Annotated in this window: 22 protein-coding genes; 5 read left to right on the plus strand and 17 right to left on the minus strand. The window is 63.0% G+C overall.

Translation table 11 applies throughout. The features are described from left to right. The 16 genes from atpD to erpA form a co-directional block, all read right to left on the minus strand. Positions 1-971, minus strand: a 971-nt coding sequence (gene atpD / locus Q0602_RS23400; RefSeq protein WP_298848474.1) for a F0F1 ATP synthase subunit beta, incomplete at its 3' end; no start/stop codon positions are given. An 81-nt stretch (positions 972-1,052) separates the two neighbouring features. Further along, positions 1,053-1,943 carry a F0F1 ATP synthase subunit gamma gene (atpG, locus tag Q0602_RS23405; protein ID WP_295040208.1) on the minus strand — a complete coding sequence of 297 codons (891 nt, stop codon included), beginning with the start codon at positions 1,941-1,943 and terminating at the stop codon, positions 1,053-1,055. A 78-nt stretch (positions 1,944-2,021) separates the two neighbouring features. After that, entirely contained in the window at positions 2,022-3,566 is a 1,545-nt protein-coding gene (atpA, locus tag Q0602_RS23410; RefSeq protein WP_295040206.1) for a F0F1 ATP synthase subunit alpha, read from the minus strand. A 16-nt stretch (positions 3,567-3,582) separates the two neighbouring features. Next, positions 3,583-4,125, minus strand: a complete 543-nt coding sequence (locus tag Q0602_RS23415) for a F0F1 ATP synthase subunit delta (RefSeq protein ID WP_295040204.1) — start codon at positions 4,123-4,125, stop codon at positions 3,583-3,585. 11 nt (positions 4,126-4,136) lie between these two features. Next, on the minus strand, positions 4,137-4,607 hold the full coding sequence (locus Q0602_RS23420) for a F0F1 ATP synthase subunit B (RefSeq protein WP_149435119.1): 471 nt from the start codon (positions 4,605-4,607) through the stop codon (positions 4,137-4,139). Between the two features lie 68 nt (positions 4,608-4,675). After that, entirely contained in the window at positions 4,676-4,924 is a 249-nt protein-coding gene (atpE, locus tag Q0602_RS23425) for a F0F1 ATP synthase subunit C (protein ID WP_011508579.1), read from the minus strand. 73 nt (positions 4,925-4,997) lie between these two features. Further along, positions 4,998-5,864: a F0F1 ATP synthase subunit A gene (gene atpB / locus Q0602_RS23430; protein ID WP_298848478.1), complete on the minus strand. Its 867-nt coding sequence runs from the start codon at positions 5,862-5,864 to the stop codon at positions 4,998-5,000. A gap of 3 nt (positions 5,865-5,867) precedes the next feature. Beyond that, positions 5,868-6,278, minus strand: coding sequence for a F0F1 ATP synthase subunit I (locus Q0602_RS23435; RefSeq protein WP_298848480.1), 411 nt, complete (start codon positions 6,276-6,278; stop codon positions 5,868-5,870). Positions 6,279-6,514: 236 nt separating this feature from the next. After that, positions 6,515-7,429 carry a ParB/RepB/Spo0J family partition protein gene (locus Q0602_RS23440; RefSeq protein WP_298848482.1) on the minus strand — a complete coding sequence of 305 codons (915 nt, stop codon included), beginning with the start codon at positions 7,427-7,429 and terminating at the stop codon, positions 6,515-6,517. Between the two features lie 28 nt (positions 7,430-7,457). Next, on the minus strand, positions 7,458-8,225 hold the full coding sequence (locus Q0602_RS23445) for a ParA family protein (protein WP_295040691.1): 768 nt from the start codon (positions 8,223-8,225) through the stop codon (positions 7,458-7,460). Positions 8,226-8,333: 108 nt separating this feature from the next. Then, a complete protein-coding gene (gene rsmG, locus Q0602_RS23450; RefSeq protein WP_298848486.1) occupies positions 8,334-8,981 on the minus strand; it encodes a 16S rRNA (guanine(527)-N(7))-methyltransferase RsmG in 648 nt (215 codons plus the stop codon). Continuing rightward, positions 8,978-10,873, minus strand: a complete 1,896-nt coding sequence (mnmG, locus tag Q0602_RS23455) for a tRNA uridine-5-carboxymethylaminomethyl(34) synthesis enzyme MnmG (protein WP_298848488.1) — start codon at positions 10,871-10,873, stop codon at positions 8,978-8,980. Before mnmG ends, rsmG begins: the two co-directional genes overlap by 4 nt. Positions 10,874-11,635: 762 nt before the next feature. Further along, positions 11,636-12,427: an amino acid ABC transporter ATP-binding protein gene (locus Q0602_RS23460; RefSeq protein WP_298848490.1), complete on the minus strand. Its 792-nt coding sequence runs from the start codon at positions 12,425-12,427 to the stop codon at positions 11,636-11,638. Then, positions 12,424-13,092, minus strand: a complete 669-nt coding sequence (locus Q0602_RS23465) for an amino acid ABC transporter permease (RefSeq protein ID WP_298848492.1) — start codon at positions 13,090-13,092, stop codon at positions 12,424-12,426. Before Q0602_RS23465 ends, Q0602_RS23460 begins: the two co-directional genes overlap by 4 nt. Positions 13,093-13,228: 136 nt before the next feature. Continuing rightward, positions 13,229-14,002 (minus strand): transporter substrate-binding domain-containing protein, encoded by a 774-nt coding sequence (locus Q0602_RS23470; RefSeq protein ID WP_295036013.1) that lies wholly within the window; start codon positions 14,000-14,002, stop codon positions 13,229-13,231. Between the two features lie 260 nt (positions 14,003-14,262). Continuing rightward, positions 14,263-14,616: an iron-sulfur cluster insertion protein ErpA gene (gene erpA, locus Q0602_RS23475; RefSeq protein WP_295036014.1), complete on the minus strand. Its 354-nt coding sequence runs from the start codon at positions 14,614-14,616 to the stop codon at positions 14,263-14,265. Positions 14,617-14,943: 327 nt separating this feature from the next. Between erpA and Q0602_RS23480 the strand changes: the two genes are divergently transcribed. From Q0602_RS23480 to Q0602_RS23500, 5 genes are all read left to right on the plus strand, one after another. Continuing rightward, positions 14,944-16,629, plus strand: coding sequence for a chloride channel protein (locus tag Q0602_RS23480; RefSeq protein WP_298848495.1), 1,686 nt, complete (start codon positions 14,944-14,946; stop codon positions 16,627-16,629). A gap of 132 nt (positions 16,630-16,761) precedes the next feature. Beyond that, complete coding sequence (locus tag Q0602_RS23485; protein WP_298848554.1) at positions 16,762-17,589, plus strand: hydroxymethylpyrimidine/phosphomethylpyrimidine kinase; 828 nt, start codon at positions 16,762-16,764, stop codon at positions 17,587-17,589. Between the two features lie 2 nt (positions 17,590-17,591). Next, the gene (gene thiE, locus Q0602_RS23490) at positions 17,592-18,284 is read left to right on the plus strand and encodes a thiamine phosphate synthase (RefSeq protein WP_298848497.1); all 693 of its coding nucleotides are present in this window, start codon (positions 17,592-17,594) and stop codon (positions 18,282-18,284) included. Positions 18,285-18,305: 21 nt separating this feature from the next. Then, entirely contained in the window at positions 18,306-19,595 is a 1,290-nt protein-coding gene (hemL, locus tag Q0602_RS23495) for a glutamate-1-semialdehyde 2,1-aminomutase (protein WP_295036018.1), read from the plus strand. Positions 19,596-19,626: 31 nt separating this feature from the next. Continuing rightward, positions 19,627-21,189, plus strand: coding sequence for a bifunctional aminoglycoside phosphotransferase/ATP-binding protein (locus Q0602_RS23500; RefSeq protein ID WP_298848499.1), 1,563 nt, complete (start codon positions 19,627-19,629; stop codon positions 21,187-21,189). A 63-nt stretch (positions 21,190-21,252) separates the two neighbouring features. On the opposite strand, the gene Q0602_RS23505 is transcribed toward Q0602_RS23500, so the two are convergent. Continuing rightward, positions 21,253-21,930 carry a LuxR C-terminal-related transcriptional regulator gene (locus Q0602_RS23505; protein ID WP_110715238.1) on the minus strand — a complete coding sequence of 226 codons (678 nt, stop codon included), beginning with the start codon at positions 21,928-21,930 and terminating at the stop codon, positions 21,253-21,255. Positions 21,931-22,165 lie beyond the last annotated feature (235 nt).

Genomic DNA, 22,165 nt, shown 5'->3' on the forward strand with positions numbered 1-22,165 from the left:
ATGGAGCGCGACAGCGTCACGGTGGAGTCCAGGTTGGCGAAGGTGGTCGCCGGCGACGGGTCGGTCAAGTCATCCGCGGGCACGTAGACGGCCTGGACGGAGGTGATCGAGCCGGTCTTGGTGGAGGTGATACGCTCCTGCAGGGCGCCCATCTCCTCGGCCAGCGTCGGCTGATAGCCTACCGCCGACGGCATACGACCCAGCAGCGCCGACACTTCGGTACCGGCCAGGGTGTAGCGGTAGATGTTGTCGACGAACAGCAGTACGTCACGGCCTTCGTCACGGAAGTTCTCGGCGATGGTCAGGCCGGTCAGGGCGACGCGCAGACGGTTGCCCGGCGGCTCGTTCATCTGGCCGTAGACCAGCGCCACCTTGTCGAGAACGTTGGACTCGTCCATCTCGTGATAGAAGTCGTTACCTTCACGGGTACGCTCACCGACACCGGCAAATACGGAGTAACCGCTATGCTCGGTGGCGATGTTGCGGATCAGCTCCATCATGTTGACGGTCTTGCCGACACCGGCGCCGCCGAACAGGCCGACCTTGCCGCCCTTGGCGAACGGACAGACCAGGTCGATGACCTTGATGCCGGTCTCCAGCAGGTCGCTGGAAGCCGCCTGATCGGCGTAGCCCGGCGCCTGGCGGTGGATCGGCATGCGCTTGGCGTCCGCACCGATGTCGCCGGCTTCGTCGATCGGCTCACCCAGTACGTTCATGATCCGGCCCAGCGTCTCGGTACCCACCGGCACGGAGATCGGAGCACCGGTGTTGACCACTTCGATGCCGCGCTGGAGACCTTCACTGGAGCCCATGACGATGGCGCGAACCACGCCGTCGCCGAGCTGCTGCTGCACTTCGAGAACGGCCTCTTTACCCGAGACCGTCAGCGCGTCGTAGACCTTGGGAACGTCGTCCCGCGGGAATTCTACGTCAACCACCGCGCCTATGATTTGTACGATACGTCCGCTCATAGTGGTTCCTCGTAAACCTGCAAATGAAACCTGTTGGGCCAAGCCGTACTCGAGACCGCCGTCGCGCAGACGGCGATGTCGTCATACCGCCGCGGCACCACCGACGATTTCCGAAATTTCCTGGGTAATGGCCGCCTGACGCGCCTTGTTGTACACCAGTTGAAGATCGTCAATCAGATCGCCGGCGTTGTCTGTCGCGTTCTTCATCGCGATCATGCGCGCGGCCTGCTCACAAGCCGCGTTCTCCACCACGGCCTGGTACACCTGGGATTCGACGTAGCGAACCAGCAGGTGATCGAGCAGGGTCTTGGCATCCGGCTCATACAGGTAGTCCCAGCTCTTGTGCGTATCACCGGGACCGGGTTGTTCGTCCCCTTCGCTGTCGTCCCCGACTGCCTCCAGGGGCAGCAGCTGACGCACGACGGGTTTCTGGCTCATGGTGTTGACGAATTCGTTGTACACCACGTAGAGCCGATCCAGACTGCCTTCGTCGAAGGCATCGAGCATCACCTTGACGCTACCGACCAGATCCTGGGCCTCCGGCGCATCGCCAAGACCTTTCTTGGCCGCCAGCAGGTTGCCGCCGCGCTTGCGGAAGAAACCACCGGCCTTGCTGCCGATCGCCGCAAAGTCGGCGCCGACGCCCTTCTGGTCCCAGTCCCGTGCGTGCTTGACCACCGCCTTGAACATGTTGACGTTCAAGCCGCCGGCGAGCCCGCGATCACTGGAGACGACGATATAACCGACGCGTTTGACGTCGCGTTCGATCATGTAGTCGTGACGGTATTCCGGGTTGGCCTTGGCGACGTGGCCGACCACCCGGCGGATCAGTTTGGCATAGGGCTGACTGGCCGCCATGCGCTCCTGAGCCCGACGCATTTTCGACGCAGCGACCATTTCCATGGCGCTGGTGATTTTCTGCGTGTTCTTGATGCTCCCAATCTGGGATTTGATCTCTTTTCCAGCTGCCATCTCGGATCACCCTGATTCATGCCACTCAGTCGGGCGGGCCGGCCCGCTTCGTCGTGCGACGAGAGCAGGCCGCGCCACTTACCAGGTCTGAGTGGACTTGAACGACTCGAGACCCGACTTGAGACCCTGCTGGATCTCGTCGTCGTAGCCGCCGCTCTGGTTGATCTTGTCGAGCAGATCGGCGTGCTCGGACTTCATGTAGTCGTGCAGGGCACGCTCGAAATCCAGCACCTTGTCGACCGCGACGTCGTCCAGGAAGCCTTCGTTGGCGGCGTACAGCGTGACGCCCATCTCGGCCACCGACAACGGCGAATACTGCTTCTGCTTCATCAGTTCGGTGACGCGCTGGCCATGCTCGAGCTGCTTGCGGGTCGCCTCGTCGAGATCGGACGCGAACTGCGAGAACGCGGCCAGCTCGCGATACTGCGCAAGCGCCAGACGCACACCGCCGCCCAGCTTCTTGATGATCTTGGTCTGCGCCGACCCGCCCACGCGCGATACCGAGAGACCAGCGTTGATCGCCGGGCGGATACCGGAGTTGAACAGGCCCGTCTCGAGGAAGATCTGGCCGTCGGTGATCGAGATCACGTTGGTGGGAACGAACGCGGAGACGTCACCACCCTGAGTCTCGATGATCGGCAGCGCGGTCAAGGAACCGGTCTTGCCTTTCACTTCACCGTTGGTGAACTTCTCGACGTACTCGGCATTGACACGAGCGGCACGCTCGAGCAGACGCGAGTGGAGATAGAAGACGTCACCCGGATAGGCTTCACGACCCGGCGGACGACGCAGCAGCAGCGAGATCTGGCGATAGGCGACGGCCTGCTTGGAGAGGTCGTCGTAGACGATCATGGCGTCTTCGCCGCGGTCGCGGAAGTACTCGCCCATGGTGCAGCCGGCGTAAGGCGCCAGATACTGCATGGCGGCCGGATCGGCGGCGCCGGCGGCGACCACGATGGTGTGATCCATGGCGCCATGCTGTTCGAGCTTGCGCACCACGTTGGCGATGGTCGACTGCTTCTGACCGATGGCCACGTAGATACAGGTGATCCCCGTACCCTTCTGGTTGATGATCGCGTCGATCGCCACCGCGGATTTACCGATCTGGCGATCGCCGATGATCAGCTCGCGCTGGCCACGACCGATCGGCACCATGGCGTCGATCGACTTGAGGCCGGTCTGCACTGGCTGGTCGACCGACTGGCGCGTGATGACGCCCGGCGCGACCTTCTCGATCGCGTCGGTCATCTTGGCGTCGATGTCGCCCTTGCCATCGATCGGGTTACCCAGCGCATCGACCACGCGGCCGATCAGCTCGCGACCCACCGGCACTTCGAGGATGCGACCGGTGCACTGCGCGGTCATGCCCTCTTCGAGCTCGAGGTAGTCGCCCAGCACCACGGCGCCGACGCTGTCGCGCTCGAGGTTGAGCGCCATGCCGAAGACGCCACCGGGGAATTCGATCATCTCGCCCAGCATCGCGTCGGCCAGGCCGTGGATGCGAACGATGCCGTCAGCGACGCTGACGACGGTGCCCTGATTACGGGCCTCGGAGGCGACATCCAGCTTTTCGATACGCTGCTTGATGATGTCGCTGATCTCGGAAGGATTCAGTTGCTGCATGCCATGTCCCTCGAACTCAGGCGGTGAGCGCTTCGCGCAGACGTTGCAATCGACCGCGTACCGACCCGTCGATGACGGTGTCGCCGGTACGCAGGATCACGCCGCCTAGCAGCTCGCGGTCCACCTGAGTGGTAATGGAGATTTCACGATTCAGGCGCTTCTTCAGAGCCTCGGCGAGCACGTTCTGCTGGGCGTCATCCAGTTCGAAGGCGGAGACGATGGTGACATCGACCCGCTTCTCTTCCTGGGCGCGCAGCGCCTCGAACTCGTCAAAGATGTCGGGCAACGCAGCCAGACGCCCCTTTTCGCCGACGAGGTGCAGGAAATTGCCCACGCTCTCGTCGAAGGGTTGGTCTTCGCAGACTTCCAGCAGCAGACGCGTCTTGTCGTCAGCGGTCAGCCGCGGGTTGCCGAGTATGCGTTCACGGACATCGCTGTCACCGGCCGCCTGGGCGACCAGTGACAGACTCTGGGACCACGCTTGGAGCGCCTTGTTATCGCGCGCGAACTCGAACGCCGCCTTGGCGTAGGGTCGAGCGACGGTAGACGATTCAGCCATGGTGCGCCTCCTTAGAGCTCGGCAGCGAGCTTGTCGACGAGCTCACGATGCTTGGCTTCGTCGATGGAGGACTCCAGGATGCGCTCGGCGCCGGCCACGGCCAGCAGCGATACCTGGGCACGCAGCTCTTCCTTCGCGCGATTGATCTCCTGATCGATTTCGCTGCGAGCGCCTTCGATGATGCGCTCGCCTTCGGCCCGCGCGTTGTCGCGGGCTTCTTCGACGATCTGATTGGCCCGCTTGTTGGCCTGTTCCAGGATCTGCTGCGCCTGCTCCTTGCTCTCCCGCAGTGTCTCTTCGGCTTTTTCCTGAGCCAGTTCGAGATCACGGGTCGCACGGCTGGCTGCATCCAGACCATCGGCAATCTTCTTCTGTCGTTCCTGCAGGGCCTGCATGACCGGCGGCCATACATACTTCATGCAGAACCAGACGAAGACGGCAAAGGCAATGGCCTGACCAATCAGTGTAAGGTTCAGATTCACGCCAGCACCTCTCGCGTCACGGGTTTGGGGTTAGGGTCACCGGGGGCCTCGCGGGCCTCGAGGCGACGTTAACCGACAAACGGATTGGCGAAGGTGAAGAACAGGGCGATACCGACACCGATCATGGTCACGGCGTCGAGCAGGCCGGCGACGATGAACATCTTGACCTGCAGCTGCGGGATCATTTCCGGCTGGCGCGCGGCGCCTTCCAGGAATTTGCCGCCGAGAATGCCGAAGCCGATGGCGGTGCCGAGGGCACCCAGGCCGATCAACAGAGAAACGGCAATTGCGGTCATGCCCAGAACTTGTGCTTCCATGGTTCTCTCCAGTTTCAGTCGAGTCTTGCTCAGTCGAGTTTTACTAAGGGTCAGGGGTTAACGGGAACGCGTCTCAATGCTGCTCTTCCGTCGCCATACTCAGGTAGACGATGGTGAGCATCATGAAGATGAAGGCCTGCAGCGTGATGATCAGAATGTGGAACACCGCCCACGGGAAGTGCAGTGGCAGCTGCCACAGTCCGATCATGGCTATCAGGATGAAGATCAGTTCGCCGGCGTAGAGGTTGCCGAACAGTCGCAACGCCAGCGAAACCGGTTTGGCCAACAAGGTAACGAGTTCAAGCAGTAAATTGACCGGAATCAACAGGATCTGGGCGAATTTGTTGGACGTACTGAAAGGATGCAGCGTCAGTTCGGCGACGAAACCGGACAGCCCCTTGGTACGGATGGAGTAGAAAATGATCAGCGCGAAGACGGAGAGCGACATGCCGAGCGTGGCGTTGACGTCGGTGGTGGGGACGACCTTGAAATAGACGTGGGCCGGGTCGGCACCGAACCAGGCGCCGATTTTCTGCGCCAGCATCGGCAGGAAGTCCACCGGCACCAGATCCATGATGTTCATCAGGAAGATCCAGCAGAAGATCGTCAGCGACAGCGGCGCGATCAGGCGGCTCTTGCCATGGAACGTCTCGCGCACGGAGTTATCGACGAACTCGACCATCATCTCGACGAAGTTCTGCAGACCGGTCGGCACGCCGGTGGAGGCGCGCTTGGCTACCGAGCGGAACAGCCACAGGAATACGACCCCGAGTCCGATCGACCACAGCATGGTATCGACGTGGATGGCCCAGAACCCCATGGCCTTGGCATCGGCAGCGGAATGAGCCATCGACCAGCCGTTTTCCGGATGCAGACCGAACGTCATGTTCTGCAAATGGTGCTGGATGTACTCCGTACTCGTCATGTTGTTGCCAGCCATGGTTCAGCCTCGAGATTGAATGTGTGACGGGCGGCGCAGGAGCCAGGGCCCCACCCAGTGCACCAGCAGCGTCAGCACATAAGCGCCAAAGAAGAAAGCGGGGTTTGAGGGGGGCACGGTCACGAACACCAGCGTGAACAGTACCGCCGTCAAACCGAACTTGCCGGCCTCGGCGTGGTAGAAACTCTTGACGATGTATCTTGCCTGCGCCGCCCCCTGATAGCGAAAGGCGCGCCAGGCGAAGAAGGCGTTGGGAATGGCGGCAACGAGACCACCGGTCAAAGCGGAAAACGCCGTTCCCCGGTCCCAGCCCCCCCAACCGATGAGGACCAGCCCCATCACTACGCCGCACTGTAGCAGGATCAATCCCGCGATTCGCGGTCTTGGAAGCTTGGCCGGTGCCGCTGGTTGCATGGCGTCGGTCTCGCCGTTGAGTCCTGGGATGATGTTGTTGTTTCCACGTGCGATGTCTGCGTTCGGCGTCAGCCTGGCAAATCTCGGCGGATTATAGAGAAGCGGTCATGCCGCTTCAACCGAACCTGCACCGATCTGATGCGTCTGTTCGAGTAAACGATCACGAAAAGTGCGCAAATTCCGTTAACGCGCTAAATGTTTTTTCCCTCTCGTCACGCCACCGGATGATGACCTTGTCAGCGGATATGGCCCAGTATGCCGTCCAGCTCGTCGAGGCTGGTGTAACGGATGGTGACCCGTCCCTTGCCGGAACTGTTGTGGTGAATCTTGACCGGCGCACCCAACAGGTCGGCCAGGCGATTCTCGAGCCGGCCCACGTCCGCCGGCGGCTTCCTGGTATCGGCCTTCGTCTGGCCACTGGCAATCTGTTTGACCAGGGCTTCGGTCTGGCGCACGGTCAGCTCGCGGGCCACGACTTCGTGGGCCGCATGGCGCTGCTTGGCGGCCGGCAGGCTCAGCAGGGCGCGGGCATGCCCCATGTCCAGATCGCCACGCTCGAGCAGCGTCAGCACCTGCGGATCCAGCGCCAGCAGGCGAAGGAGATTGGCAACCTGGGCCCGCGACCGCCCGACCGCATCCGCAACCTGCTGCTGGGTCAGTTCGAACTCGTCGAGCAGGCGCTTCAACGCCATCGACTCCTCGACCGGATTGAGGTTCTCGCGCTGGATGTTCTCGATCAGGGCCAGCGCCAGGGCGACCTCGTCGCTGACCTCGCGAATCACCGCGGGAATGGTCTCCAGCTCGGCCAGTTGCGAGGCCCGCCAGCGGCGCTCGCCGGCGATGATCTCGTAGCGATCTGCGCCAATTTGTCGCACCACGATCGGCTGCATGACGCCCTGGGCCCGGATCGAATCGGCCAGCTCCTCCAGGGCCTCGGGCTGGATATCGCGCCGCGGCTGATACTTGCCGCGGGTCAGCTGTCGCAGCGGCAGGCGTTCGAGCCGCTCCTCGGCGGCATCGAATCCCGGCGGCGCCTGGGCTGGCGAAGGCTTGTCGGAACCGGTTTCCGGCGACACACTGTCGCGGCGACGGGCACTGGAACCGATCAAGGCATCGAGGCCGCGGCCCAGGGGGCGTTTGCGCGTCGTCATGGGATATTCCTCGCAGCAGTCATCGTCATTACAGCGCCAGCCGGCGAATCAGTTCCTTGGCCAGCACGCGGTGCGCCTGGCTGCCGCGCGAGAGACGCGCGTACTTGGTGACGGGTACGCCGTGACTTGGCGCTTCCGCCACCCGGACGTTACGCGGGATGGTGGTCTTGAGTAGAGAATCGCCGAAATACTGGCCGAGCTGCTTGCTGACGTCGCGGGTCAGGCTGTTGCGCGGGTCGTACATGGTTCGCACGATGCCGAATATCTCGAGCGTGGGGTTCACGCTCTCCTGGATCTGCTCGACGGTATCGAGCAGCGCCGAGAGCCCCTCGAGCGCATAGAACTCGCACTGTACCGGGATCAGCACGCCGTGGGCGGCCGTCAACGCATTGACCGTCAGCATGTTGAGGGACGGGGGGCAGTCGATCATCACCACGTCGTAGTCGGCGGCGACGCTCTGGATGGCGGCCTGAAGCACCCGTTCGCGGCCCTCGCGATCGAGCAGATCGACTTCGGCGGCGGTCAGGTCGCCATTGCCCGGCAGCAGCGCGTACCCGGCCACGGCACAGTCGACGATCACCTCGGCGGCGCTCTTGTCGCCCAGCAGCACGTCGAGCACGCTGCCGTCGAGATCGTGTTTGTCGACGCCGCTGCCCATGGTGGCGTGCCCCTGCGGATCGAGATCGATCAGCAGCACGCGTCGATCGAGTGCCGCCAGGCAAGCCGCCAGATTGACCGCGGTCGTCGTCTTGCCCACGCCGCCCTTCTGGTTGGTCAATGCAATGATTCTGGTCACTGGCGACTCCCTTCGTCGAGACTGATCCTGTGGATCGCGAGCGATCCGCTGGCGCTGATCCGGCATGACGCCGACGCCGCTGTTCATCACGTCTGGCTCATGACGAGCCTACTGCCGATGATCCGAGTCTTCGTTCCGTCCGAGGCGGAGCAACTGACGCTCGGCGTCATCCACCCCGGGCACCGCCAGAGCGAGGCGCTCGCGCACCACGACATGGGGCGGCAGCGATTCGAGTTCCCGGGGTTCGAGGCTCCCTTTCATCGCCAGCCATTCGCCACCTCGGGCCAGCAGCGGTTCGGTAAGCCCGATGAAATCGCCCAGCGCGGCGAAAGCGCGCGAGATGACCTGATCGAACGTGGCGTCGAAAGATTCGACCCGAACCTGCTCGCAGCGCACGTTGTCGAGCCCCAGCTCCATCACCGCCTGGCGCTGGAAACGGACTTTCTTGCCGTTACTGTCCAGCAGCGTGACCTGAAGCCCGGGATCCAGAATCGCCAGCACCAACCCCGGAAAACCCGGTCCCGAACCGACGTCCAGCAGGTTGGTGCCGCCCACGGCGAAAGCGACGCTGGCGCTATCCAGCAGATGACGGCCAACCATCGCCTCGGGCGAGCGTACTGCGGTGAGGTTATAGGCGCGATTCCACTTGTGCAACAGCGAGAGCAGCGACAACAGTCGCTGGCGCTGCCCTCGCTCGGTGGCGATTCCGAGAGCCGCCAGGCCCTCGTCCAGCAGTCGTTCACACGCTGGCGTCATGCGCTCAATGCCCGGCTGTCGTCGATCAGCCGACGCTTCTTGAGATGGATCAGCAGAATCGACACCGCCGCCGGGGTGACGCCGGATATCCGCCCGGCCTGGCCGAGGGTTTGCGGTCGGGCCTGCTCGAGCTTCTGGCGAATCTCGTTGGAGAGCCCCTCGACCTTGGCATAGTCCAGCGATTCGGGCAGCGGCGTGGCTTCGTGGCGGCGCAGGCGATCGATCTCGTCCTGTTGCCGCACGATGTAGCCCTCGTACTTGGCCTCGATCTGCACCTGCTCGGCGACAGGCTCCTCGCTGACGGCCTCGCCTTTGAGCGACGCCACGTCGGCGTAGGTCAGCTCGGGGCGCTTGAGCAGATCCATCAGGCTGTACTCCCGGGCCAACGGTTGGCCGAGCTTCTCGGCCACCCGATCGCCGGCCTCGGTTTTCGGCTGGACCCAGGTCGAACGCAGACGTGCACTTTCCCGTTCGATCCTGTCGCGCTTGGTCTCGAAGGCCGACCAGCGATGATCGTCGACCAGGCCCAGTTCTCGACCGGTGGCGGTGAGACGCAGGTCGGCGTTGTCCTCGCGCAGCAGCAAGCGATATTCGGCCCGCGAGGTGAACATGCGGTAGGGCTCCTGGGTGCCCATGGTGATCAGGTCATCGACCAGCACCCCGAGATACGCTTCGTCGCGTCGCGGCCACCAGACCGATTCGCCCAGCGCCCGGCGTGCGGCGTTGAGCCCCGCCAGCAGCCCCTGGGCGCCGGCTTCCTCGTAGCCCGTGGTGCCGTTGATCTGCCCGGCGAAGAACAGGTTGTGGATAAATTTGGTTTCCAGCGAATGCTTGAGATCCCGCGGATCGAAGAAGTCGTACTCGATCGCGTATCCCGGCCGCGTGATGTGCGCGTTCTCCAGGCCGACGATCGAACGCACGACCTGCAGCTGGACGTCGAACGGCAGCGACGTGGAAATCCCGTTCGGGTAGAGCTCGTGTGTGTCCAGACCCTCCGGCTCGACGAAGACCTGATGACTGGTCTTGTCGGCAAAGCGGTGGACCTTGTCCTCGATCGACGGGCAGTAGCGCGGGCCGACGCCTTCGATCACGCCGGAGTACATCGGCGAGCGGTCGAGATTGGCGAAGATGATCTCGTGGGTACGCTCGTTGGTATGGGCGATATGGCAATCGACCTGACGCGGATGCTGTTCGCGGCTGCCCAGGTAGGACATCACCGGCAACGGCGTATCGCCGGGCTGACGCTCGAGCCTGGAGAAATCGACGCTCTTGGCATCGATCCGCGGCGGCGTGCCGGTTTTCAGGCGATCGACCCGGAACGGCAGCGCCCGCAGCCGCTGGGCCAGCGCATTGGCCGGCGGATCGCCGGCGCGGCCGCCGGCATGATGGTCCAGGCCGATGTGGATCACGCCGCCCAGGAACGTCCCGGTACACAGCACCACGGTATCCGCCATGAAGCGAATCCCGGTCTGGGTGGTGACGCCGACGACGGTGTCGTTTTCCACAACCAGATCGTCGACGCCCTGCTGGAACAGCGTGAGATTGGCCTGATTCTCCAGCATCCCGCGGATGGCGGCCTTGTAGCGGACGCGGTCCGCCTGGGCCCGGGTGGCCCGAACCGCCGGACCCTTGCGCGAATTGAGCACGCGAAACTGGATGCCGGCCAGATCGGTGGCCTGGGCCATGGCCCCGCCGAGGGCATCGATCTCCTTGACCAGATGACTCTTGCCGATCCCGCCGATGGCGGGGTTGCAGGACATCTGGCCCAGGGTCTCGATGTTGTGCGTCAGCAGCAGCGTGCGGGCACCACTTCGTGCCGATGCCAGTGCGGCCTCGGTTCCGGCATGGCCACCGCCGATCACGATGACCTGAAAACGGTCGGGATACTCCACGGTTTACCTCACGAGGTGCCAGCAACGATTTGGCTCGGACAGGCACCCGACGATGAATGGATCAAGAAATCGGCTCGGCCGATTTTGCCGTCGTTCCAGCGACGGAGATGGCGCCGACCCGGAGGGTTCGGTGGCCACGAAAGCCGCCCAGTATAAACCTCCTGTGGGTAACCGTCAGGGGTTTTCCACATCGGGAGCCGTGGGAGCCTCCGGTCATCAGATTCATTATAAAAAAATGAAAAATATATAAAGAAGTTCTGTTGTGGTAGTGACTATTGGTGTGGACACTTTCTGTGGGTAAGTATAAATACCTTATAAAATACAAAACCTTGGATTGTTATTCGATTGTTTGAAAAGCTCTGACGAGGCTGCTGACAAAGGCGTTGGTTCCTGTGGACAGCTTCGTGCCTTGTACACAGCCCCAGCCGCGCACGGGTTATCCACTGCTGCATACGGTATCTGTTACCGCGATGGTCAACAAACCCCCGATCGAGCCGGAGTGCCTGAAGGGACAGGGCTGGAGGCGAATCGACAAAAAAACTGTCCACAGGCAAAAAATCCGCCTCGGGATAACCTTGAGCGACGAAATCCGCCGCCTCGCCACAGTTTTCCTGCGCTCCGGCGATGCCGGTCGCACGGTTTCTATGGCCGAATTCGGCCCGGATGGATCGGGAAAAGGAGAGACATGGGGAAGGTTCGAAGGAGGGCGGGCACGGAGGAGAACCGTCCGTGCCATTTTGCGGGATTGCTGAATTTGAATTATTAGTGCTTGAGCACGCGGGAGAGGAACGCCTGGGTACGCTCGTGGCGGGGTTGATCGAATAGCTGGTCGGGTGGGCCCTGTTCGACGATCTGGCCGCCGTGAACGAACACCACGCGGTCGGCGACCTCCCGGGCGAAGCCCATCTCGTGGGTGACGATCATCATGGTCATGCCGTCGTTGACCAGCTCCCGCATGGCATCCAGCACTTCGCCGATCATCTCCGGATCCAGCGCGGAGGTCGGCTCGTCGAACAGCATCAGGCGCGGTTCCATGGCCAGCGCCCGGGCCAGCGCCACGCGCTGCTGCTGCCCACCGGAGAGCTGGGTCGGATGCTTGTCGGCCTGATCCGAGATGCCGACCCGCTCCAGCAGCCTGTCGGCGATGGCATCGGCCTGCCGCCGGGTCATGCCGCGGACCTTGCGGGGCGCCAGGGTGACGTTGTCGCGGATCGACAGATGCGGGAACAGATTGAACTGCTGGAACACCATGCCGACTTCGGTCCGCACCGCCTGCAGCGATTTGCCGCTGGCCCCGTTGGGCAGCAGGGTCTTGCCGTCGACCTCGATGCGACCGGACTGGAACGGCTCGAGGCCATTGACGCAGCGGATCAGCGTCGACTTTCCCGAGCCACTGGCGCCGATGATCACCACGACCTCGCCCTGGGCCACGCTGAGATCGATGTCCTGCATGACGTGCAGACGACCGAAGTGCTTGTTGACCCCGGCGAGTCGCACGATCGGCGAGGTTCCGGACGCTTGGTCGGCCTCTTCTCGGTTTACGCTATCGTTCATCCCACCAACCCCTTGCGTTCGAGCAGACTCAGAGCCAGCGACAGGCTCAGGGTGATCGCCAGGTAGAGCAGGGCGATCATGAAATAGACCTCCAGCGCGGTGAAGGTGTTGGCGATATAGACCTGGCCCTGACGGACCAGCTCGCCGACGCCGATGACCGAGAACAGCGAGGTGTCCTTGATGCTGACGATACCCTGGTTGCCGAGGGCGGGGATCATCCGGCGCAACGCCTGTGGCCAGATCACGTAGCGAAAGGTCTGGGGCGCAGAGAGTCCCAGCGACAGCCCGGCCTCGCGCTGGCCCCGCTCGATCGATTGCACGCCGCCACGCACGATCTCGGAGATATAGGCGCCGGCATTGAGGGCGATGGCCGCGATCCCGGCGGTCAGCGCGTCGATGGGGCCGCCGAGCAGCGTCGGCAGGCCATAAAAGATGAACAGGACCTGGACCAGCACCGGGGTACCGCGAAACACCTCCACGTAGACCACGGCGGGCCAGCGTATCCAGCGGGAAGGGCCGATTCGCATCAATCCGAAGACGATGCCGATGACGAAGCCGATGGCGAGGCCGGCGAAGGAGATGAGCAGGGTGTAGGGCAAACCCTTGAGCAGAAACGGCAGCGAATCGATGGCCGCCTGCCAGTCGAACTGGAAGTTGAACTCCACGGGGATCTCCGTAGGCAGCGAAGAGATCTCTCATCGCATCACGACGAGAGATCTCAGGCCGCTGAGGTAGGGGCGTTCTCCACAAGAAATCGGGGGCCGGCGCGCCATGGCGCGGCCCCCGGTCAGGCGGGGTCGATCACTCGGATTCCGGCGCCTCGCCGAACCATTTCTTGTGGATCTCGTCGTAGGTGCCATCCTCGTGCATGGCCTCGAGAGCCTGGTTGGTCGGTTCGACCCAGTCGCTCCCCTTGGCGAAGGCGATGCCGTACTGCTGGCCTTCGTACAGTGGCCCGACGGTCTTGACCTTGCCCTGACCCTTGGTCTGGGCGAAATAGCCCACATTGGGGGCGTCATAGAAGACCGCATCGGCGCTGCCGCCCATCAGGGCCATGTACATGTCCGAGCTGCCCGGATAGGGGGTGATCTCGGCGCTATCGCCCAGCTTCTCCTGCAGGTAGTCGTAGCTGGTGGAGCCGATCTTGGTGGCGATGCGCTTGCCTTCCAGATCGTCCAGCGAGCCGACGTCGCTGCCGTCGGCAACCAGAATGCGCAGGCCGGAGTCGTAGTAGGGATCGCTGAAATCGACGATCTGCTGACGCTCGTCGGTGATGGTGATGCCGGCAATGGCCAGATCCACGTTGCCGGTCTGAACGGCGGGGATGATGCCGTTGAAATCCATGGTATTGAGATCGATGTCGAAGCCGGCGCGATCGGCGACCTCGTGGAGGATGTCCATGTCGAAACCGACCATCTCGCCGCTTTCCTGGTCCATCATCTCGAACGGCACGAAGCTGGGATCGGTGACCGCCTTGAGCGTGGTGTCCTGGGCCGAGGCGAGCCCGGGGATGCTCAGGGAGAGTGCGACGGCGGGGATGGCGAGCCAGTGGCTCGGCGTCATGTTGTTTTTCATAGGTTCCTCAAGTCGTTGTTCGATCGGGACAATCAACGACTACCTTGAGGACAGTTGTTACTGAACGTCAAGTCGACCTAAGGTTCGTTCGACAATGACTGTGCTCGACCATGCTGCGTCGACAATCGAGAAAAATGCTCACCTACACCGCGTAGATTCAGCTGTTTCCTCGATTTTCTGCCTTGTCGGCTCGTCGCTCGGCTGATCTCCGGTTCGATGCCTGGCTCACGGCCCAGCTTTCCAGACCGAGAAACAGGCTCCTAGACCGAGAACGACGCACCGCAGCCGCAGGTTGACTGGGCGTTGGGATTCTTGATGATGAAACGGGCCCCGGCGAGGCCTTCCTCGAAATCCACCGTCGAGCCGACCAAGTACTGGTAGGAGAGGGGATCCACCACCAGACTGACGTCGCCGTTGTCGATCACGGTGTCGTCCTCGGCCGTCTTGTCGCCGAGATCGAATCCATATTGAAACCCCGAGCAGCCACCGCCCGTGACATAGACCCGTAGCTTCAGCTCGGGGTTGTTCTCTTCGGCGATCAACGCCCTGACCCGCCTGGCGGCGGCGTCGGTGAAGAACATCGGGGTTGGAGCGAAAGACTCCACTGTACTCATCGTCACGCTCCCGTTCGTGCCGGCCTTGACCGGGCTGTCGAATGAGGTGGGGCGGCAGGGCCGCCATCAGGCCTCCATTATCGTTAATACCGAGTAAAAGGGTCAACTTTAGTGTCGGGGGAAGCCGCCTCCGGCGGACGAGGATCGGTGTATGATGTCGGTTCCGTAACCGCTCGCACGGTGTGGCCGTCCACTTGGCAGGTATCGCGCACGAAAGACGAGCGATCGAGATCGGGCAAGGAGGAGAGTTTGTCACGCGTGCCGCGGTTCGTTCCAAGACGCCCCAGCCTCGAACGTTTTCGACGTCAGCTGGCGAGCGTCGACGCCATGCCCCAACTCTGCCTCCTGGGCATCTTCGCCGGCATTCTGACCGGCTCCGTGATGGTCGCCTTCCGGCTGCTGCTGGAGTTCGGCGCGCTGTTCTTCATTCCCGGCGACGACCCGGAAGCCTTCGAGACCCTGTCGCCGGCGTTTCGCGCGGTGCTGCCGCTGATCGCGGTGGCCCTGATCGGGCTGTGGCTGTGGCCGCAGCCCAGTCGTGCACTGAAGATGGGGATCGGCCACGTCATCGAGCGTCTCGCCTATCACCAGGGCAAGATGCCTCTGCGTAACTGGATCAATCAATGGTGGGTGGGGGTGATATCGGTCATCGGCGGGCTCTCGGCCGGCCGCGAGGGACCGGCGATCCATCTCGGCTCCGCCGCCTCGAGCTGGATCGGCTCACGCCTGCGCCTGCCGCACAACAGCCTGCGCGTGCTGGTGGCCTGCGGGACCGCGGCGGGCATTTCCGCGTCGTTCAATACGCCGATCGCCGGTGTCATCTTCGCCATGGAAGTGGTGATGATGGAGTACACCATCGCCGGTTTCATGCCGGTGATACTCGCCGCCACCATGGGGGCGCTGGTCTCGTGGGCGGTCTACGGGTCGGAGCCGGCGTTCAGCGTGCCGCCGCTGCAGCTCAATTCGTTGCTGGATCTACCCTGGATCGTGCTGACCGCGCTGGTCGTCGGCGTGCTGGCCGGTGGTTTCGTGCGTCTGGCCCAGGGGCATCCGTCCATCGCTCGAATACCGTTCGCCCTGCGCCTGGGGATCATCGGTCTGCTCACCGGTGCCGTGGCGTGGTGGTACCCGCAGGTGCAGGGGATCGGCTACGACAGTCTGGAGCGGATGCTCAACGGGCCGATGGCGCTGGACGTGCTGCTGGTGCTGGCGGTGATCAAGCTCGCCTTGACCGGCGTCTGCATGGCGGGCGGGGTGCCGGTGGGGGTGATCGGGCCGATGCTGGTCTCCGGTGCCGCCGTGGGCGCGGTGATGGGCATGGTCGGCGGCGCGCTGCTGCCGAGCGTGGTCACCACCCCGGCCCTCTACGCGGTACTCGGCATGGCGGCGATGATGGCGGCGGCGCTGCAGGCACCGCTGGCGGCGTTGCTGGCACTGCTGGAACTGACCCGGAACTCGGCGATCATGCTGCCGGGCATGCTGGCGGTGGTGGTCGCCGTTCTCACCGCACGCCAGCTATGCCGATGTCAGGGGTTCTTCCTTTCCAGCCTGAACCAGCAAGGGCTCCATCCGCTGCAGCAGCCCTTGATGCAGGCGCTGTCGCGGGTCGCCGTACCGGCGGTGATGGAGCGCAATCTGGTCCGCACGCCGCGCGTCATAGATCACGACCGGGCCAAGGCGCTGCTCGACTCCAAACCGACCTGGCTGGTGATCCTCCAGGAGGGCAAGGACAAGCCGCCGCTGGCGATGAAGGCGGCCAATCTGGCGCGGGTGCTGCACGACGAAGCGTGGCTCGCGGAGCATGAGCGGATTGATCTCGAGGAGGTGCCGGGACAGCGTCTGGACCTGGCGCCGGTGCATCTGGAGGCGACGCTCTCCGAAGCCTACGATACGCTCAACGAATCCGGCGTCGACGCGCTCTATGTCGAGCACACCACGGCGCCGATGATTCGCAGGATTTCCGGTATCATCACTCGCGAGGCGATCGAGAACTATTATCGACGTAAACGTTGATAGGATGAAGGCGTCCGGTGTCGAAGTTCAGGACACACCGAAGCGATCGATGAGGAGAGCTCCCATGCGAGAGACGATTGGCCATCTCGCCACACGATCCCTGGCGGTGACGAGCGTCCCGGGGTGGACGCCATGATTCGCTACGAGGACAAGCCCGTGGTGATGGTTCTGGCGGGACACGATCCCAGCGGCGGTGCGGGGTTGGTCGCGGATGCCGAGGCCGTGCGCGGTTGCGGTGGCTGGCCGGTGACCGTACCTACCGCCATGACCGTCCAGTCGACCCGCGACGTGATCAGCGTCGAGTCGTGCAGCGGCGATTTCATCCGTCGCGCGGCCCGCGCCCTGTTCGACGATTTTCGTATCGCGGCGATCAAGGTGGGGCTGATTCCCGACCTCGATGTGCTGGAGGCGGTGATCGACGTCGCCCGGATGAGCCCCGGCACGCCGCTGATCGTCGATCCGGTCATCCGCAGCGGTCGCGGGTCCGAATTATCCACACCCGGTCTGGTCGCGCCGATTCGCCAGCGGCTGCTACCCCTTGTGGATATCCTGACGCCCAACCGGCGCGAACTGGCACTGCTCTCCACCATCGACGACGCCGACGAAGTGGCTCGGGTGGTCGAGGTGATGTCGCTGGGCTGCGCCGCGGTGCTGGTGACCGGTACCGATCCGCTGGACGAGGAATCGGCACAGGCCCATGTGGTTCACACCCTGCACACGCCGGAACTCAACCGGCAGTGGCAGTGGCCACGCCTGCCCGCCGACTACCACGGGTCGGGATGTACGCTGGCGTCGGCATTGGCGACTCGGCTGGCCGCCGGCGAGGGACTCGCGGCGGCTTGCGCGCAAGCGCAGCGATTCACCTGGGATACGCTGGACAACGGCCTGGCGCTGGGCCAGGGCCAGTATCTACCGGACCGGGTCTGGCGCGCGCCGGACTTCGATGCCACGCTGGAGTGATGATGTCGACACGCCCGCCTGCATCGACCCTGAATGGACTCTATGCGATTACCGACAGCCAGCTGTTGCCGGACGATCGTCGCCTGCTGGTCGCCTGCGAAGCGGCACTGGAAGCGGGGATCGCGCTGTTGCAGTATCGCGACAAGTCCGCGGACGAGGGCCGCCGCTGGCGTCAGAGCGATGCGCTGGCCGCGCTCTGCGAGCGTCACGCGGTACCGCTGATCGTCAATGACGACCTGGAACTGGCGCTGCGACTGCAGCAGCGCTGGGGGGAAGTCGTCGGGCTGCACGTCGGTCAGGAGGATGTCCCGCTGTCGACCGCCAGACGACGCCTGGGAGACCGGGCCATCGTCGGTGCCACCTGTCACGACTCACCGATCCTGGCCCGCCAGGCGGCCGAGGCCGGCGCCAGCTATCTGGCGTTCGGGCGTTTCTTCGCCTCGCGCACCAAGCCGGAAGCCGCGCCGGCGTCGCTATCGATACTCGGGGAGGTGGCACATCTGGGGTTGCCACGGGTCGCCATTGGGGGTATCGATGCCCGCACCGCCGTCGAGGCACGGCAAGCGGGTGCCGAGATACTGGCCGTGGTTCATGCCATCTTCGGCATGCCGGATGTGGCCCGGGCGGTGCGCGAGCTCAATGCCGGCCTCACCGGGACGTCATCGACGGAATTCGACATCGACCGATGTCAGTAGAACTTTGCTGGAGAGAACACCATGACCACATCCGCCGAACTCTATGAGCGCGCCTGCCGGCATATCCCGGGCGGCGTCAACTCTCCGGTGAGGGCCTTCAAGGGCATGTCCCAACCGCCGGTCTTCATCGAGCGGGCCCAGGGCGCCTACCTGTTCGACGTCGAGGGTAAACGTTACATCGACTACGTGGGCTCCTGGGGGCCGATGATTACCGGACATGCCGATCCCGAGGTGCTGAATGCCGTTCGCGAACGGCTCGACAGCGGTCTCTCGTTCGGGACGCCGACGGCGATCGAGACCACCATGGCCGACCTGATCTGCGAGATCATCCCCTCCATCGACATGGTGCGCATGGTCAACTCCGGTACCGAGGCGACAATGTCGGCGATCCGGCTGGCGCGGGGATATACCGGACGCGACAAGATCGTCAAGTTCGAGGGCAACTATCACGGCCACTCGGACTCGCTGCTGGTGAAAGCCGGTTCCGGTGCCTTGACCCACGGCGAGCCCAGTTCGCCCGGCGTGCCGGCGTCACTGGCCGAGCACACCATCACGCTCTCCTACAACGACATCGAAGCCGTGCACGAATGCTTCGAGGCCATGGGCGAACAGATCGCCTGCATCATCGTCGAGCCGGTGGCCGGCAACATGAACTGCATACCGCCGCAGCCCGGCTTCCTGGAAGCGTTGCGTGAAGTGTGCGACAGCCACGGCAGCGTGTTGATCTTCGACGAGGTCATGACCGGCTTTCGCGTGGCGCTGGGCGGGGCCCAGGCGCACTACGGCGTCACCCCGGACCTGACCTGCCTGGGCAAGATCGTCGGCGGCGGCATGCCGGTGGGCGCCTTCGGCGGCAAGCGCGACATCATGGAGCAGATCTCGCCGCTGGGGCCCGTTTACCAGGCCGGCACGCTGTCCGGCAATCCGCTGGCGATGGCGGCCGGCATCACGCTGCTCGAGAAGGTGCGCCAGCCCGGTTTTCACGAGGCGCTCTCCACCCGGGTCGAGACGCTCTGCGACGGCCTCGAGGCGCGTGCGCACGAGGCCGGTATCGCACTGATGACACAGCGCGCCGGGGGCATGTTCGGCCTGTTCTTCACGGCGCAACAACGGGTCGATAACTTCGGGCAGACCATGGCGTGCGATGCACAGGCGTTCCGCGATTTCTTCTCGCACATGCTCGAGTCCGGCGTCTACCTGGCGCCATCGGCGTTCGAGGCCGGATTCATGTCGAGCGCGCACACCCATGACCATATTCAGACGACCTTGATGGCCAGCGAGCGCGCCTTCGCCGCCATGCGTCAACAATGAGTCGCGAACGCCACTGACAGGGAGACGACGCATGAGCCGAACGCTGATACAGGCGCTCAAGGAGAGTGATTGTTTCGATCACCCGATTGGCGCTGTCGAAGTGTTCGAGACCCCCATCTCCTGGGTGGTATCGACCGGTGATTACGCTTACAAGATCAAGAAGTCGCTGGATTACGGCAGCTTTCTCGATTTCTCGACGCTGGAGAAGCGGCGTCGCCTCTGCGAACAGGAGGTCGCGCTGAATCGTCGCGTGGCACCGTCGCTCTACATCGGCTGCGTGGCCATCTCGGGAACCGAGGAGTCACCCAGAGTCAACGACGACAGTTCGCCGATCGAATACGCGGTCAAGATGCGCCAGTTCAGCAGTCGCCATCTGTTGAGCTCGCTGCAGGCCAGTGGAGAACTCTCGGCGGAGTTGATCGACGATCTCATCGACCAGCTGGTGGCGCTTCACGAATCCGCCCCCTGCGCCTCGGGGGACAATCCGCTGGGATCGCCGCCGAGCATCCATGGGATGCTGGTCGACGAATTCGACGTGATCGAGCCGCTACTGGAATCGCTCCAGGATCTCGAGCAGCTATCCAGCGTGAAGACGTTGACGCTCGAGAGCTTCGCGCGTCTGGAACCCATCCTGGAATCACGCTGGAGAGACGGCTTCATCCGCGAGAGCCACGGCGACATCCATCTCGGCAACGCGGTGCGGTTCGAGGGCAAGGCGATCCTGTTCAACGGCATCGAGTTCAACGATCGTCTGCGCTGGTGCGACGTGGCCTGCGAACTCGCCTTCCTGATCATGGACCTGGAAGCCCGTGGCGAGCGGGAGTTCGCCCACTATGCCCTCAACCGTTACCTCGAACTGTCCGGGGATTACCAAGCAGTACGACTGCTCAATTTCTACAAGCGCTATCGAGCCCTGCTGCGGGCACGGATCGAACTGGTACGGGACCACGATGCCGGGGTGATGGACGATCTGCCCGGCGGCGAACCGATCGATGTCTTCCGCCGCTATCTGACGATGGCCCAGGAGTACAGCGAATTCCGCTTTCCTTACCTGATCCTGGCGGTTGGCGTCTCCGGCAGCGGCAAGAGCCGGTTCACCGAGGAGATCGTGCGGCGGCTGGGCGGGGTGCGGATACGGTCCGATGTCGAACGCAAGCGGCTATTCGATTTCACCGCGGCACCCGACGATGCGGAAGCCGTCTACAGCGAGAAAGCGACCGACCAGACCTATCGCCGCCTGGCCGAGCTGACGGGCACGGTACTCGAAGCGGGTTTGCCGGCGTGTATCGACGCCACCTGCCTGCTGCTGGAGCAGCGCAAGCGGCTACGTTTCGAGGCGGAAAAGCGGGGACTTCCCGTGCTGATCGTGAGTTTCGAGGCGGATCGGGCGACGTTACGGGCTCGTATCGTCAAACGCGCCCGGCGCAGCGGAGAACCCTCGGAGAGAAGCCTGTCGATTCTGGAGCGGCAATTGGAGCGGTTCGAGCCGTTTGCCAGTGACGAGACGACCCATCTGGTGCATCTCGACACCACCGCACCGGACGCCAATCTGACGCTCGCTTCCCTGATTCAGGAGAGGATGCGGCTGAACTGAGGGGCATCGGGAAGCCACGTCACACTGGCTTCCCGATGAATGGACAGGGGCCGCCCGGTGGCCTCAGCGACGCCCGTTGGCATAGCGCGATGCCATGACCGGAATCGTCCCCAGGTTCTGCCGTGCCCAGTTGGTGGCCTGGATGCGGTTGTGGACGTTGATCTTGCGGAACAGGTTGTAAAGGTGCGACTTCACCGTGTGTTCGCTGACGAACAGCTTTTCCGCGATCTCCGTATTGCTCGCACCGGAGACCAGCAGCGTGACGATCTCCAGTTCTCTCCGTGTCAGACCGCACACGGGCCGATAGGTATTGACCTGTTGACGACGATAGAAGTCGATCAACATCGCCGAGAGCGGCCTGGAAATCCAGAGTTCTCCGCCGAGAAGTTTGATGATTCCCTTGCAGATGAGTTCGAGGCTGTCCTGCCGATAGAACACCCCACGGAGGTGTATGCCGATCAACAGTTCCATGACCTGCTTGTTGTCGCGGACGTTGAAAGCCGACAGGATGATGGCATCGTTCTCCTCGGCTCTGGTGTTCCAGGCCAGTAGGTCTTTCTCCTGAACGTGATCTCCATCCAGGAGTACGAGTACCCTACTGCCCTCGGGTACCGGAAAACGATCCTGTGGACTGAGTGCCGAGACCCGGCAACCCGTTTTCTGGTGTATGTAATCCAAAAATAGTACGGACTGTGAGTTACAATCCGTAACAAGAACGATGTCGGTGTGTTCAGTGTTCATGGTCTGATCCCTTCGAAGGATTTTAATTAGTGTTTTGCGCTTTTTCGTTGTGATCCTTAGCTGAGCAACCTACTGCCGGTCCGTGATTGTTGGAGCTCAATAGTGTTAATAAAACCCATGCGTTGTAAATATAGGGTATTGAGGTTTTCAAAAAGTGACACGACAGAGACAATTAAGCGGCCCTTAATTTCCCTAATTTAGTTAAATAAATCAATTTGTTATCCACTGTGGGTCG

The sequence above is a fragment of the uncultured Salinicola sp. genome (assembly GCF_937921195.1).
Lineage (GTDB): Bacteria > Pseudomonadota > Gammaproteobacteria > Pseudomonadales > Halomonadaceae > Salinicola.